Raw genomic sequence first — 14,182 nt, 5'->3', positions numbered from 1 at the left:
CGCAGGGGCGCCCGCTCGCGTCGGTGGTGGCGCTGCTCTCGGTGGTCAGGGCGAGGGCGGGTCCGATCGATCGGGCTCGGCAGACGGGTGGCGGGCGGTCACCGTGGTGGTGATGCCACCCCGCACGTTCCAGTGGGTCTCCACGGTCATGCGCCGGGGTGCGATCGCCGCCACCAGGTCGTCGAGGATCCGGTTGGTGACGTCCTCGTGGAAGTGCCCTTCGTCGCGGAAGCTCCACAGGTAGAGCTTGAGCGACTTGAGCTCCACGATCTTGCGGTCGGGCACGTAGGTGACCACGACGGTGGCGAAGTCGGGCTGGCCGGTCATCGGGCACAGGCAGGTCAGCTCGGGGGTCTCGCAGCGCACCTCGTAGTCGCGTCCGGGGTGGGGGTTGTCGACGGCGACCAGGTCTCGTGAAGGGGTTGAGGGCACCCCGTGACGCTATCCGAGCGCTGTCGTCGCTGGATCTCGGAGAGCCGTCATAGCTGCTCGACTTACCCGCTTCTGGGACCTGACGGTTCGCACGAGTGCACAGGTCGCTCAGGTGCCGAGCTGCCAGAAGAGGAAGCCGAGGGCGTCGGCCAGCTCCTCGGCCTGCTTGGACACCGGCTTGCCCTGGCCGTGGCCGGCCTCACGCTCTTCCCGCAGCAGGATCGGACGCTCGGTGCCGCAGGAAGTCGCCGCCTGGAGACGAGCCGCCATCTTGCGGGCATGCATCGGATCGACCCGGCTGTCGCCCTCGGCGGTCGTGAGCAGCACCGCGGGGTAGCAGGTGCCATCCACCACCCGGTGGTAGGGAGAGTAGGCGTGCAGCCACTCGAACTCCTCGGGGAGGTCCGGGTCGCCGTACTCGGGGATCCACAAGCGGGCGATGAGGAAGTGGTGGTAGCGCAGCATGTCCAGCAGCGGCACCGCGATCTGCGCGGCGCGGCACAGCTCCGGGTGCTGGGTGATGGTCGCGCCGACCAACAGACCCCCGTTGCTCCCGCCGCGGATCGCCAACCGCTCGGGAGAGGTCATCCCCTCTGCCACGAGCCATCGGGCGGCGGCCGCGAAGTCGTCGAAGCTTCGCTGCTTGTGCTCGCGCATCCCCGCCCGGTGCCAGGCCTCGCCCTCTTCCGCACCGCCGCGGATGTTGGCCACCGCGTAGATCGCCCCCCGCTCGCACACCGCCACCACCGCGGCCGAGTACGCCGGGCCCATGGTGATCGAGAAGCCGCCGTACCCGGTCAGGATGCACGCAGTGTCCGGCGACGGGATGGTCTGCGCCGCCCGGATGAGGAACATCGTCACCGGCGTTCCGTCGGTGCTCTCGTAGCGAACCTGTTCGACCACGATGTCGCGCGGCGTCTCCTCCCCGCTGCCGTCGTACTGGCGGAGCCGGCTCCAGTCCTGGATTGTGCCCGGACGCCAGCGGTACATGGTCGGTGGCAGCGCGAACGAGGTGAACGAGAAGAACGCCTCGTCCCGGTCGCGGCTGCCCGACAACCCGGCGAGCGACCCGATGCCCGGCAGCTCGACGGGCTCGTGACCGGTCCCGTCGAGGCGATACCGGTCGAGGTACGACACCGCCGAGCGCGAGGACAGCACCAGCAGCGAGTCGGCGGTCGGCACCACCGCCTCCAGGACGTGATCGCTCTCGGGCACGATCGTGCACCAGTGGTCCTGCCACGCGGCCGCGACCGGTGCCGACACCACCCGGCCACGATCGGCATCGAGGGTCGTGACCCCGATGACCTGGTCGCCCACGACGGTGAACGACGAGACGGCTTCGACCCCTTCGATCATGACCGTGTGCGCACCCGTGCTGCGGTCGATGAGGTGCACGTCCACCCGGCTCCACCCCAGCGAGACGTGCAGCAGCATCCACCGCCCGTCGCGGGAGATCGCCACGTTGGTCCACGCGGTCTTGTCGGGCAGCTTGTCCCACACGAGCTCGTCCTGGCGCCAGTGCTGGCCCAGCCGGTGCCAGTAGACCTTGCGCCAGTAGCCCTGCTCCTCGTCGGGAACGGTGTGAGGCTCGGGGTACCGGGTGTACGCGAAGGCCTGCCCGTCGGGCGTCCAGGCGATCGACGCGGCGCGGGTGTTGGGGATGCGGTCGGCCAGCCGCTTGCCGGTCTCGACGTCGAGGACGTGGAGCGTGCTGCGCTCGTCGCCCCCCGACGACAGCCCGTAGGCGACCAGGCGTCCGTCAGGTGAAGGGTGGTACCAGTCGATCGCGGTGGTGGGGTCGCCGGTCAGGCGGTGCGGATCGACGATGGTGCGCGCCAGGCCCCGCGCCTTGGCGGGCCGGACCACCAGCACCGCCTGGTCGTGCCGTCCCCAGCGTTCCAGGGAGAACACCCGGTCGCCCGCGACCATGCACGCCACCGACGATCCGGCGCGCAGGAGGGTGACCAGGCGCTGGTGGAGCGCGTCGCGCCCGGGGACGACCGACAGGATGCGCGAGGTGTGCGCGTTCTGGGCTTCGACCCAGGATCGGGTGGCCTCGGAGGAACCGTCCTCGAGCCACCGGTAGGGATCGGCGACCTCGCGGCCGTGGAGGAGGTCGACGACGTCGTCGCGGCGGGTCGGCGGTGGGGGCGGGACGGCGGAGGGGGTCGCCATGCGCCTCGGCGCGAGGGCCCGTCAGCCGCGGCCGGCGTTCGGCTTGCGCCCGTGGTTCGCCGGCTTGCGGCGAGCGTTGGTCTTGCGCTTCGACGTCTTCTTCGACATAGGTGGGCAACGCTACCCCGTGGGGTGCGAGCCGGCCCATTCGATCAACTCGCCGGCGGTCCAGGTGTTGACGATGCGGCCGAGCGCGATGCGGTGGCGTGCCGCCTTCTCACAGCCGAAGACCTGCCACTCCAGTTGACCGGGAGCGTGCGCGTCGGTGTCGATGGCCACCTTGCAGCCCCAGTCGAGGGCCAGTTCGAGCAGGGGGTCGGGTGGGTCCTGGCGTTCGGGGCGGCAGTTGATCTCCACCGCGGTGTCGAAGCGGGCGCAGGCGGCGAACACCAGCTCCGGGTCGAAGCGCGACGGGGGCCGGGCCACCTCGGGGTCCGAGGCCACCTGCGCCCCACGTGAGCGCAGTTTGCGCCCCGTGCAGTGACCGAGGATGTCCACGTGGGGGCTCGAGACCGCGAGCACCATGCGCCGGGTCATCTGGCGCTCGTCCATGCGCAGCTTCGAGTGCACGCTGGCCACCACCACGTCGAGGCGAGCCAGCAGGTCGTCGTCCATGTCGAGCGTGCCGTCCTCGAGGATGTCCACCTCCATCCCAGTGAGGATCGAGAACGGGGCGAGCACCGCGTTGAGGCGCTCCACCTCTTCGAGCTGTGCCGCCAGCCGGTCGCGGTCGAGGCCGTGGGCCACCGTGAGCCGGGGGGAGTGGTCGGTGAGCACCAGGTACTCGTGGCCGAGCGCTTGCGCGGCGCGTGCCATCTGCTCGATGGTGGCGCCCCCGTCGCTCCAATCCGAGTGGACGTGGCAGTCGCCCCGCAGCGAGGCCCGGTAGGGCCTCGCCTCATCGGTGAGCGGGAGGCGGCTCTCGCGTTCCGCTCGCACCAGGCGCGCCGGCACCAGCCCGGCCAGCGCCTCGGTTATGACCTGCGCGCTCGACGGCCCGATCCCGGGGAGGTCCTCCAGCCGCCCGGCCGCCGCGAGCTGCGCGATGCGCTCGTCGCCCTGCTCGCGCACCACCTGCGCCGCCCGGAGGAAGGCCCGGACCTTGGAGGCCGGCGCCAGGGCCCGGTCGAGGTAGTAGACGATCGCCTCCAGCGCGCCGGCCGGCGACAGCGGCGGTTCCGGCAGCTCGGGCACGGATCGAGCGTAGGAGGTCAGGCGGTACCCTGACCTCGTGGAGCGCTTCGGGTTCGTCGGCTTGCCGAACGCCGGCAAGTCATCGCTGTACAACGCGCTGTCGGGCGGGAGCGCCCTGGCTGCGCCGTACGCCTTCGCCACCACCGACCCCAACATCGGGGTGGCGAAGGTGCCCGATGACCGCCTCGATCGTCTCGCCGCGATGAGCAACTCCCGCAGCGTGATCCCCGCCAGCGTGCAGTTCACCGACATCGGTGGGCTGGTGGAGGGAGCGAGCAAGGGCGAGGGGCTCGGCAACCGGTTCCTCGCCGGGATCCGCGAGGTCGACGCGATCGTCTACGTGCTGCGGGCCTTCGACGACCCGGACGTGCCGGGCTCGCCCGATCCCCTCGAGCACCTCCGGGTCCTCGAGATCGAGCTGAGCCTCGCGGACCTCGACAGCGTCGACAACCAGCTCGGCAAGCGCCGCAAGGCGGCCAGGCACGACAAGGCGATCGCCGACGAGGTGGCCGCGCTCGAAGCGGCCCACGAGGTGCTGGCTGCGGGCACCCCGATCTATCGCAGCGACCTGGCGGCGGCGCAACGTGAGCCGCTCGGGAGCTACTTCCTGCTCACCGACAAGCCCGTGCTGGCGGTGGTGAACGTCGGCGAGGGCGACCTCGATCGCATCGACGAGAAGATCGCGCCGGTGGTCGCCGAGCTCGGCGATCACGGGGAGGTGATCGGCGCCTGCGTGCAGCTCGAAGCCGAAGCCGCGCAGCTCGACCCCGACGAGCGGGCGGAGATGCTCGAGGCCCTGGGGCTCGGGGAGGGAGGCCTGCCCCGTTTCATCCGCGCCGCGTACCACCTGCTGGGTCTGCGCACGTTCTTCACCACCGGGGAGAAGGAGACCCGCGCCTGGACGTTCCGGGCGGGCTGGAAGGCGCCGCAGTGTGCGGGGGTCATCCACTCCGACTTCGAGCGGGGCTTCATCCGGGCCGAGGTCATCCACTGGGACGAGCTGCTCGAGATCGGCTCGTGGTCCAAGGCGCGCGAGCTCGGGAAGCTGCGGGTCGAGGGCAAGGACTACGAGGTGGCCGACGGTGACGTGCTCGAGATCCGGTTCAACGTCTGACCCTCGAGATGGCCTGGCTGGTGCGTGACGAGCAGGTCCTCGCGACGCTGGAGGTCGCGGAGTCGCTGCGTGGCCGCACCCGGGGCCTGCTCGGCCGTGACGGCATCGAGGGCGCCATCCTGCTGCGGCCCGCGAAGTCGGTGCACAGCTTCGGGATGCGGTTCCCCATCGACGTGGCCTTCGTCGACCGGGAGCTGGTCGTGGTGCGCACCTGCCGGTTGCGACCGAACCGGATCACCCTGCCGGTGTGGCGGGCTCACGGCGTGATCGAGGCCGAGGCGGGGGCGTTCGGTCGCTGGGGTCTGGCGCCCGGTGACCGGCTCGAGGTCCGCGGCCTCGACGGAGGCGCTCCGGGGTCCTCATGAGCGCGGCGGGAGGCGTCCTGGTGCTGGTGGGCACGCCGATCGGGAACCTCGGTGATCTCTCCCCGCGGGCCGTCGACGCCCTGCGCTCTGCGGACGTCGTCGCCTGCGAGGACACCCGCCGGGCGGGCAAGCTGCTGGAGCGAGCCGGGGTGCGAGGGCCGGGGTTCCTGGTCGTGAACGACCACACCGAGGCCGCGCAGGTCAAGGAGGTGCTGGCCCGCCTGGCGCGGGGCGAGCGGGTCGCCGTGACCACCGACGCCGGGATGCCCGGCATCTCCGACCCGGGTGAGCGCCTGGTGCGGGCCGCGCTCGCTGCGGGGTTCGAGGTCGAGGTGGTGCCTGGGCCCTCTGCGTTGGTGGCAGGGCTGGTCGTCAGCGGTCTGCCCACGGGCCGGTTCGTCTTCGAAGGGTTCCTGCCCCGCAAGGGCGGTGCTCGGGCCGAGCGTCTCGCCGCCCTGGCGAGGGAGCAGCGCACCATCGTGCTGTTCGAGGCCCCCCACCGACTGGCCCGCACCCTCGCGGATCTGGCCGCCGCGTTCGGGGAGGATCGACCGGTGGCGCTGGCCCGCGAGCTCACCAAGCTCCACGAGGAGGTCTGGCGGGGCCCGCTGGGCGAGGCCGCCCGCCGCGCCAGCGAGGTCGAGCCTCGCGGCGAGTACGTGGTCGTGGTCCAGGGCGCGCCCGCCGGCACGGGGCCGACCGACGACGAGATCCTCGGGGCTCTGGGCCACGAGCTCGCGTCGGGCCGTTCGACCAAGGACGCGGTGGCCGCGGTGGCCCGGCGCCTCGGGGCCGGCAAGCGCCGGGTGTACGAGCTCGCCACCCGCGACGGCTGAGGCGTCCGCTGGCGGGCGCCTCAGCCGTCGCCGATGGCGCGGGTGCCGCCAGGTGTCGTCAGCTGTCGTCAGCTGTCGTCAGCTGTCGTCAGGTGTCGTCAGCTGTCGTCAGCTGTCGTTGATGGCGCCGATGCCGTCGACGCCGTCGACGCCGTCAGAACCCGGTGACCCATCGGCGGATCACCAAAGGGCACGAGACCAGTGGCGACCACCCGTCGGGTGAAGGCTCCACGATGACCATCGCCCGGGAGAAACTCGGATCGATGGCCAGAGCACGGGCGATCCCCTGGTCGACGGCGGTGGCGGTCACCCGGTCGATGTGGCCCGACTCGGAGGCGTACCCGCGCACCACGACTCGGCTGCGCAGCAGGTCGACCCGGACGATCTCCCGGATCGGGCCACTGGCCCCGTCGAGCGCCCGCCAGCAGTCGTCGGGGGTGCGCAGGTCACCGGCCTGGTCGTCGATCGCTTCGGCGAGGGCGCGCAGGTCCCGGTAGGGGTAGCGGTGCAACGGTCCTGGCCCGCTGAGGCCGGTGAGCGACGTCACCACCACCAGCCCCGCGATGGCGGCACCGATGGTTGCCAGCGCGGTCCTGCCCATCGGGGCCAGTCTCGCACGGGAAGCCGGCTCGTAGGCTGGCGTCCGTGGAGCACGGTCCGGCCTTCGAGGACCTCTACGACGAGGCGACCCTCTCCGCCCTCGACGGGTGGGCGCCGGGGCACGGGCGAGAGCCCAGCACCAGGGGCCGGGTGGGGCGAGGCGGTCTGGCCGGGGTGGCGGTGGCGGGGATGGTCCTCGGGGCTCGCAACGTGCTCGACGGCCTGGACGAGGACGAGCCGGTGGTCGAGCTGCGACCCGACGGGGCCGAGCCGGGTGATCGATGGGTCACGTTCGTGTACGTGCCCGGCCTGCCGGCGCGCAGCCGGATCGTGGTGCGCCCCTGGCTGGCACCGGGTGCGTCGGGATGTGCGACCGGTTCGTCGGGGTGTGCCGCGGCCCGTAGCCTGTGAGCCGTGCCGGGCCGCTTCTACGTGACCACACCCATCTACTACGTCAACGACGTGCCCCACATCGGGCACGCGTACACCACTGTCACCGCCGATGCGCTCGCTCGCTGGCACCGACTGATCGGCGACGACGTCTTCTTCCTCACCGGCACCGACGAGCACGGGCTCAAGGTCGCTCGCGCCGCCGCCGAGCGCGGGCTCGAGCCGCTGGCCCACGCGGACGCCACCAGCGAACGCTTCCGCGAGACCTGGCGGCTGCTCGACATCTCCAACGACGACTTCATCCGCACCACCGAGCCCCGCCACCACCGCAGCGTGCAGGCGTTCCTGCAGCGCATCTACGACAACGGCTGGATCGAGAAGGGCACCTACGCCGGCCTGTACTGCGTGTCCTGCGAGGCCTACTACACCGAAGCCGACCTGATCGACGGCAACTGCCCGATCCACGGCAGGCCGGTGGAGTGGCTCGAGGAGGAGAACTGGTTCTTCAAGCTCTCGGCCTTCGAGGAGCCCCTGCTCGAGTGGTACGCGGCCGAGCCCGACGCGGTGCAGCCGGAGGGCAAGCGCAACGAGGCGCTCGGCATCATCCGCCAGGGCCTGGCCGACATCTCCATCACCCGCACCTCGATCCGTTGGGGGGTGGAGGTGCCCTGGGACCCCGAGCACGTGTTCTACGTCTGGTACGACGCGCTGGTGAACTACGTGACCGGCATCGGCTTCGGGAGCGACCAGGAACGCTTCGAGCGCTGGTGGCCGGCGGTGCACCACCTGATCGGCAAGGACATCCTGCGCTTCCACTGCGTGTACTGGCCGGCCATGTTGCTGGCCGCGGGCCTGGCGCCCCCGCACCGGATCTTCGTGCACGGCTTCCTCTTGGTGGGCGGGGAGAAGATGAGCAAGACCCGCCTCAACCAGATCTTCCCGGCCGACCTGGTGGAGGAGTTCGGCGTCGACGGGTTCCGCTACCAGTTCCTGCGTGACCAGCCGTTCGGGCCCGACGGCGACTTCTCCTACGAGGGGATGGTCACCCGCTACAACACCGACCTGGCGAACAACCTGGGCAACCTGCTCTCACGGGTCGCCACGGTGGTGGCCAAGAAGTGCGGCGGCATCGGCCCCGCCCCCCGGCCCGACAGCCCCCTCGCGACCCTGGCGGCCGACGTGTACGAGGCGACCGCCGGCGCCTGGGCCGAGGTCGCCCCGTCGCGGGCGTTGGAGGCCACCTGGCGGCTGGTGCACGACGCGAACGCGCACCTCGAGGCCAACGAACCCTGGAAGATGGACCCGGGCCCCGAGCTCGACGCGGTGATGGGCGACGCACTGGAGGTGCTGCGCATCGTCGCCGTGCTCGCGCACCCGGCGGTGCCACGGACGACCGAGGAGATCTGGCGGCGCATCGGCCTGGCGGGCTCGCCCGCCGACGAGCGGCTGCCGGGTGCGGCGACGTGGGGCCGGTATCCCGGCGGCTTGCCGGTGCAGAAGGGCGCTCCGCTGTTCCCCCGCATCCAGGCCGGCTGATCGCGAAGGCGGTCCCTCGTGCGCTGGATCGACCACCACTGCCACCTCGAGGCCGGCCCATCCGGCGACGCCCTCCTCACCGAGGCCCGGGCGGCGGGGGTGGCCCGCCTGATCGTGGTGGGCACCGATGCCGCGCAGAGCCGCCAGGCGGTGGAGGTGGCGGCTGCGCACGAGGGGGTCTGGGCGACCGCCGGTGTCCACCCCCACGACGCCAGCGGCGGTCTCGACGGGATCGCCGAGCTGCTCGACCGGCCGGAGGTGGTGGCGGTGGGGGAGTGCGGCCTCGACTACCACTACGACCACTCGCCCCGGCCGGTGCAGCGGGAGGTGTTTGCCCGCCAGATCGGCCTGGCGCACGAGCAGGATCTGGCGCTGGTGATCCATACCCGCGAGGCCTGGGAGGACACCTTCGAGATCCTGGCGGCCGAGGGCGTGCCCGAGCGGGCGGTGCTGCACTGCTTCACCGGCGGTCCGCAGGAGGCCCGGCGGGCGCTGGATCTGGGCCTGTCGCTCTCCTTCAGCGGCATCGTCACCTTCAAGCGGGCCGACGACCTCCGGGAGGCGGTGGCGTGCTGCCCGCTGGAGCGGGTCCTGGTGGAGACCGACAGCCCGTACCTCGCGCCGGAGCCGCACCGCGGGCGTCCCAACCGCCCGGCCCTGGTCCCGCTGGTGGGGGCGGCCGTGGCCCGGGCGGGCGGCTGGTCGGTGGAGGAGGTGGCCGAGACCACGTGGCGGAACGCCGAGCGCCTTTACCGCCTCCCGCCGTCATCCGCCTCCTGAGCGGCCACGGACGCCGATCCCGCCACCGGGAATCCGCTTCGAACCACGGCGGAGGGAACCATGACGGAGCGGAGACGAGCGTGTCCCCCCGTTGACGTTCGTCACAAGGGCGTTGCGAAAGTTGCGGTTGGGTTACGGGCCTCCTAGGGTGCGCGCCAGTGCCTCGGGCGGAGTAGGGCCCTTCCTGGGGCGTACGCAGTCATGGAATCCGACAACCACCAGCCCCAGCGGCGCCGGTTCTTCTACGGCGCCCTGGGTGCCATTCTCCTCGGCGCCCTCGCTGTCGCCCTCCTGCCGGTCGCGCAGGCCGAGCAGACGGTCGAAGCCGGCGCGGGTGACCCCAGCGTGCTCTCGCTCGCACCCGAGCCCAGCGTCCCCGTGACCGAGCCGCCGACCACCAGCTCGCTCCCCGAACCCACCTCCGCCACCGCGGCCCCGACCACCACCGCACCGAAGGCCACGACCACCACCACCAAGCCCAAGCCGACGACCACCACCACCAAGCCCCCCAAGGTGCCCGCCGCGCCGCCGACCACCGCCGCTCCCCGGCAGGCCGCGCCACCGCCCCCCAGCACCGGCATCGCCGGGCCCACCGCGGAGGAGGCGGCGTTCCTGGCCTGCGTCCGCCGGCGGGAGTCGGGCGGCAACTACTCGATCGTCTCGTCCAACGGCCTCTACTACGGCGCCTACCAGTTCCTGCGCTCGAGCTGGGACAGCACCGCGATGCGGGCCGGGCGCCCTGATCTGGTCGGCGTCCCCCCGAACCTGGCATCGCCCGCGGACCAGGACGCCATGGCGCTGTTCCTGTACCGCCAGGCGGGCAAGGCCCCCTGGGGTGGCGCCTGCTGAGCCGTCGCCGCATCGGCGAGCTGCTCACCACTCACGGCCTGCGTCCCAGCCGGGCCCTGGGCCAGAACTTCGTCGCGGATCCCAACACCGTGCGGCGCATCGCCCGGCTGGCCGAGGTGGGCGAGGACGATGCGGTCGTCGAGATCGGTGCCGGCCTGGGATCGCTCACCCTGGCGCTCGCCGAGACCGGCGCGTCGGTGACCGCGGTCGAGGTCGACCGGCACCTGCTACCCGTCCTGCGTGAGCAGGTCGAGGCCGCCGGCGTGCGGGTGGTGGAAGGCGACGCCCGCACACTCGACTGGAAGCGGGTGCTCGCCAGGCGCGAGCGATGGGTGTTGGTGGCCAACCTGCCCTACAACGTGGCCACCCCGTTGGTGCTCGATCTGCTGGACCAGGTGCCCCAGATCCAGCGGATGCTGGTGATGGTCCAGCGTGAAGCCGGCGAGCGCCTGGTGGCCGGGCCGGGTGACGAGGCGTACGGGGTCCCCTCGCTCAAGGTCGCGTACCACGCCGAGGCGGCCATCGTCGGCCGCGTGCCGTCCACGGTGTTCGTGCCCCAGCCGCGGGTGGAGTCGGTGCTGGTGCGGATCGTGCGCCGCCCGCGACCCGCGGTCGAGTCGGGTCCCGACCTGCTCTTCTCGCTGGTGCGCCAGGCCTTCGGGCAGCGTCGCAAGATGCTGCGGCGGTCGCTGGCGGGTCGGGTGCCGGCCGACGCGTTCGCCCGGGCGGGCATCGATCCCGAGGCTCGCCCCGAACAGCTCGGCATCGAGGCCTGGGGTCGGCTGGCCGATGCCGTCGCAGCCCTAGGGTGAGCGAGTGGCCTCGGAGATCGTCCTCGCCGCCCCGGCGAAGCTCACCCTCTCGTTGCGCATCACGGGGATCCGCACCGACGGATACCACCTGATCGACGCGGAGATGGTGAGCCTCGACCTGTGCGACACCCTCACGCTCACCGACGGCGACGGCCTGGAGGTGGTGGCGCCGGATGGTGTGGTGGTGCCCGGCGACGACGGCAACCTGGTGCGGCAGGCCCAGCGCCTCGCCGGTCTGCGGGCCCACGTCCGGCTCGACAAGCGCATACCGGCCGGCGCGGGTCTCGGTGGCGGCTCGAGCGATGCCGCGGCCATCCTGCGCGCCGCGGGCTTCGATGACCTGGAGGCTGCGGCCCGCATCGGGGCCGACGTGCCGTTCTGTCTGGTCGGCGGGCGGGCCCGGGTGCGGGGCATCGGCGAGCTGGTCGAGCCGCTCCCGTTCGTGGACCGGTGCTTCACGCTGCTGATCCCGCCGTTCGGGTGCTCGACGGTCGAGGTCTACCGGGCGTGGGACCGCCTCGGGGGACCGGTCGGCGAGCACGGCAACGACCTCGAGCCCGCGGCGCTCGCGGTGGAGCCGCGGCTCGCCGAGTGGCGCGACCGGCTCAGGAATGCGACGGGGCAGCGACCCCGGCTGGCGGGCAGCGGCTCGACCTGGTTCGTCGAAGGCGAGCACCCGGTGGAGGGTGGGCTGGTCGTTCGCACCCTCGCTGCGCAGCGGGTGCCGAGCTGACGAGCGGCGGGCTACTTGCCGGCGGCGCGGCGCTGGAACCGCGTGCGCTTCAGCATCTTCTTGTGCTTCTTCTTGCGCATCCGCTTGCGCCGCTTCTTGATCAGTGAGCCCATGGCGCCGGGCACCTTACCGGGGCCGGTGGATCCAGCACCAATGCGGGAGCTCGGGGGCAGGGACTCGAACCCCGAAGTCGAGGACCAAAACCTCGCATGTTGCCGATTACATCACCCCCGAAGGGCTCCTAGACCCTAGCGCCCGGCGCCGCTAGAACTTCTCTTATGACCGAGGACCGCCCCATCTCCGCCATCGTCCTCGCCGCGGGGGAGGGAACCCGGATGCGGTCGTCGCGACCCAAGCCGCTGCACCTCCTCTGCGGTCGAGCCATGTTGCTCTACGTGCTCGACGCCCTGAGCGAGTGCCGGGTCGATCGGGTCGTGGTGGTGGTCGGCCACGGCGCCGAGCGGGTCACCAAGAAGCTGCAGGAGGAGGCGCCCGACGTGCTGCTCGACTTCGTGGAGCAGCACGTGCAGCGAGGCACGGGCGACGCGGTGAGCGCGGGGCTCACGGCGTTTCCCGACGAGGATGTCGACGAGGGCGACCTGGTCGTGCTGCCCGGTGACACCCCACTGCTGCGGCCCGCGACCATCGCCGCGCTGGTCGAGCGCCACCGCCAGACCGACGCGGCCTGCACCCTGCTGACCGCTCGGGTCGCGGACCCCACCGGCTACGGGCGGGTGCTGCGGGGCAAGGACGAGCGGGTGGCGCGCATCGTGGAGGAGGCCGACGCCACCGACGAGGAGCGGCTCATCGACGAGGTCAACACGTCGATCTACTGCTTCCGTCGCAGCGTGCTCGCACCGGCGCTGCGCCGGCTGAGCCCGCAGAACGCGCAGGGCGAGTACTACCTCACCGATGTGGTCGAGGTGCTCCACGACGCGGGGTACCCGGTGGTGTCGGTGGTCGCGGAGGACCCTGTCGAGACGCAGGGGGTGAACGACCGCGTGCAGCTCGCGGTCGCCGAGGCCGAGTTGCGGCGCCGTACGAACGAAGCGTGGCTACGCAGGGGGGTCACCATGCTCGACCCGGAGCGCACCTACATCGACGCCACGGTCGAGCTGTCGCCCGACGTGACGATCTTCCCTGGCACGATGCTGCAGGGCCGCTGCGTGATCGGCGCCGGCGCGGAGTTGGGCCCCCACACCCGGCTGGTGGACTGCGTGGTGGGCCCGGGGGCGACGGTCGAGCAGTCGGTGGCCCGCGATGCCGAGATCGGCGATCAGGCCCGGGTGGGCCCGTTCGCCGTGCTGAGTCCCGGCTCGCACGTCCCTGCCGAGACTCGCACCGGCCCGTTCTATGCTCTGTGAGTGATGGAGCTCGTTCCGAAGAAGCGCCTGTTCCTGGTCTCGGGTCGGGCGAACCTGCCGCTGGCGGAGGAGATCGCGGCGGCGCTCGACGTACCTCTCGGTGAGCCCAACTTGGCCGCGTTCGCCAACGGCGAGCTCCACTGCCGGTTCGACGAGTCGGTGCGGGGCACCGACGTGTTCATCATCCAGACCCACAGCGCGACCGACGGTGCCACGTTGAACGACGCGCTCATGGAGCAGCTCATCATGGTGGATGCCGCCAAGCGGGCGTCCGCCAAGCGCATCAGCGTGGTCTGCCCCTACTACGGGTACTCCCGCCAGGACCGCAAGGCCGAGGGGCGGGAGCCGATCACCGCCAAGTTGGTGGCCGACATGTTCAGCACCGCGGGGGCGACGCGGGTGATCAGTGTGGATCTGCACTCCGGGCAGATCCAGGGGTTCTTCGACGGTCCGGTCGACCACCTCACGGCGATGCCGGTGCTGGTGGAGTACATGTCTTCGCTCGGTGAGGACCTGGTCGTCGTGTCACCGGACGCCGGGCGGGTGAAGGTGGCCGAGCGCTACGCCAATCAGCTCCGGGCCGACCTGGCCATCGTGCACAAGCGCCGGGCCAAGGGAGCCAAGCACGAGGTCGAGGCCCGGGACGTGGTGGGCGACGTCGACGGCCGGGTGTGCGTGCTCATCGACGACATGATCGACACCGCCGGCACGATCTGCGCGGCGGCCGAGCAGCTCAAGGAGCACGGGGCCACCGAGGTCTACGCGGCCGCCACCCACGGGGTGTTCTCCGGTCCGGCGATCGACCGTCTGAAGAACTCGGTGATCTCCAAGGTGGTGGTCACCAACACCTTGCCGCTGCCCCCCGAGAAGCAGATCGACAAGATCGAGGTGCTCTCGGTGGCGGGCATCATCGCCGAGGCGATCGACGCGGTGTTCGAGGACACCTCGGTGAGCGAGATCTTCGGCGGCGCGAACCAGTCCTGAGCGGCGGCCCGTGCCCGC

General features: G+C 71.7%; 16 protein-coding genes and 1 tRNA gene. 11 read left to right on the top strand and 6 right to left on the bottom strand.

The genetic code is table 11. The annotated features are described in order from the left end of the window. Positions 1-45 precede the first annotated feature (45 nt). From queF to HZF19_RS03660, 3 genes are all read right to left on the bottom strand, one after another. Positions 46-432, bottom strand: coding sequence for a preQ(1) synthase (gene queF / locus HZF19_RS03670; protein WP_208027386.1), 387 nt, complete (start codon positions 430-432; stop codon positions 46-48). Positions 433-540: 108 nt separating this feature from the next. Next, positions 541-2,607, bottom strand: coding sequence for a prolyl oligopeptidase family serine peptidase (locus HZF19_RS03665; RefSeq protein WP_208027385.1), 2,067 nt, complete (start codon positions 2,605-2,607; stop codon positions 541-543). A gap of 120 nt (positions 2,608-2,727) precedes the next feature. After that, complete coding sequence (locus tag HZF19_RS03660) at positions 2,728-3,777, bottom strand: PHP domain-containing protein (RefSeq protein ID WP_208027462.1); 1,050 nt, start codon at positions 3,775-3,777, stop codon at positions 2,728-2,730. Between the two features lie 61 nt (positions 3,778-3,838). On the opposite strand from HZF19_RS03660, the gene ychF reads away from it, so the two are divergent. Genes ychF through rsmI form a run of 3 tightly spaced genes read left to right on the top strand, consistent with a single transcriptional unit; the run spans position 3,839 to position 6,116 of the window. Beyond that, a complete protein-coding gene (gene ychF, locus HZF19_RS03655; protein ID WP_208027384.1) occupies positions 3,839-4,915 on the top strand; it encodes a redox-regulated ATPase YchF in 1,077 nt (358 codons plus the stop codon). 8 nt (positions 4,916-4,923) lie between these two features. After that, complete coding sequence (locus tag HZF19_RS03650) at positions 4,924-5,280, top strand: DUF192 domain-containing protein (RefSeq protein WP_208027383.1); 357 nt, start codon at positions 4,924-4,926, stop codon at positions 5,278-5,280. Next, the gene (gene rsmI / locus HZF19_RS03645; protein ID WP_208027382.1) at positions 5,277-6,116 is read left to right on the top strand and encodes a 16S rRNA (cytidine(1402)-2'-O)-methyltransferase; all 840 of its coding nucleotides are present in this window, start codon (positions 5,277-5,279) and stop codon (positions 6,114-6,116) included. Before HZF19_RS03650 ends, rsmI begins: the two co-directional genes overlap by 4 nt. 154 nt (positions 6,117-6,270) lie before the next feature. On the opposite strand, the gene HZF19_RS03640 is transcribed toward rsmI, so the two are convergent. Next, the gene (locus HZF19_RS03640; RefSeq protein WP_208027381.1) at positions 6,271-6,717 is read right to left on the bottom strand and encodes a hypothetical protein; all 447 of its coding nucleotides are present in this window, start codon (positions 6,715-6,717) and stop codon (positions 6,271-6,273) included. 44 nt (positions 6,718-6,761) lie between these two features. Between HZF19_RS03640 and HZF19_RS03635 the strand changes: the two genes are divergently transcribed. The 6 genes from HZF19_RS03635 (at position 6,762) to HZF19_RS03610 (ending at position 11,816) form a co-directional block, all read left to right on the top strand. After that, positions 6,762-7,127, top strand: coding sequence for a hypothetical protein (locus tag HZF19_RS03635; RefSeq protein WP_208027380.1), 366 nt, complete (start codon positions 6,762-6,764; stop codon positions 7,125-7,127). Between the two features lie 3 nt (positions 7,128-7,130). After that, positions 7,131-8,642: a methionine--tRNA ligase gene (gene metG / locus HZF19_RS03630; RefSeq protein WP_208027379.1), complete on the top strand. Its 1,512-nt coding sequence runs from the start codon at positions 7,131-7,133 to the stop codon at positions 8,640-8,642. Between the two features lie 18 nt (positions 8,643-8,660). Then, entirely contained in the window at positions 8,661-9,422 is a 762-nt protein-coding gene (locus HZF19_RS03625; RefSeq protein ID WP_208027378.1) for a TatD family hydrolase, read from the top strand. Positions 9,423-9,623: 201 nt separating this feature from the next. After that, positions 9,624-10,271, top strand: a complete 648-nt coding sequence (locus HZF19_RS03620) for a transglycosylase family protein (RefSeq protein WP_208027377.1) — start codon at positions 9,624-9,626, stop codon at positions 10,269-10,271. After that, entirely contained in the window at positions 10,253-11,083 is an 831-nt protein-coding gene (gene rsmA, locus HZF19_RS03615; protein WP_372443432.1) for a 16S rRNA (adenine(1518)-N(6)/adenine(1519)-N(6))-dimethyltransferase RsmA, read from the top strand. Before HZF19_RS03620 ends, rsmA begins: the two co-directional genes overlap by 19 nt. A 4-nt stretch (positions 11,084-11,087) precedes the next feature. After that, positions 11,088-11,816, top strand: a complete 729-nt coding sequence (locus tag HZF19_RS03610) for a 4-(cytidine 5'-diphospho)-2-C-methyl-D-erythritol kinase (protein ID WP_307781129.1) — start codon at positions 11,088-11,090, stop codon at positions 11,814-11,816. 11 nt (positions 11,817-11,827) lie between these two features. On the opposite strand, the gene HZF19_RS03605 is transcribed toward HZF19_RS03610, so the two are convergent. Beyond that, positions 11,828-11,929: a 30S ribosomal protein bS22 gene (locus HZF19_RS03605; RefSeq protein WP_208027376.1), complete on the bottom strand. Its 102-nt coding sequence runs from the start codon at positions 11,927-11,929 to the stop codon at positions 11,828-11,830. A gap of 49 nt (positions 11,930-11,978) precedes the next feature. After that, positions 11,979-12,050: transfer RNA gene (locus HZF19_RS03600), tRNA-Gln, on the bottom strand. 44 nt (positions 12,051-12,094) lie between these two features. Here HZF19_RS03600 and glmU point away from each other — a divergent pair. Then, positions 12,095-13,180, top strand: a complete 1,086-nt coding sequence (glmU, locus tag HZF19_RS03595) for a bifunctional UDP-N-acetylglucosamine diphosphorylase/glucosamine-1-phosphate N-acetyltransferase GlmU (protein ID WP_208027375.1) — start codon at positions 12,095-12,097, stop codon at positions 13,178-13,180. Between the two features lie 3 nt (positions 13,181-13,183). After that, positions 13,184-14,164: a ribose-phosphate diphosphokinase gene (locus HZF19_RS03590; RefSeq protein WP_208027374.1), complete on the top strand. Its 981-nt coding sequence runs from the start codon at positions 13,184-13,186 to the stop codon at positions 14,162-14,164. Positions 14,165-14,182: the final 18 nt, after the last annotated feature.

Source organism: Rhabdothermincola sediminis (assembly GCF_014805525.1).
Classification (GTDB): domain Bacteria; phylum Actinomycetota; class Acidimicrobiia; order Acidimicrobiales; family Acidimicrobilacustridaceae; genus Rhabdothermincola; species Rhabdothermincola sediminis.
Note: the sequence above shows the minus strand (reverse complement) of the source record. Positions and strands in the feature narration are given on the sequence as shown.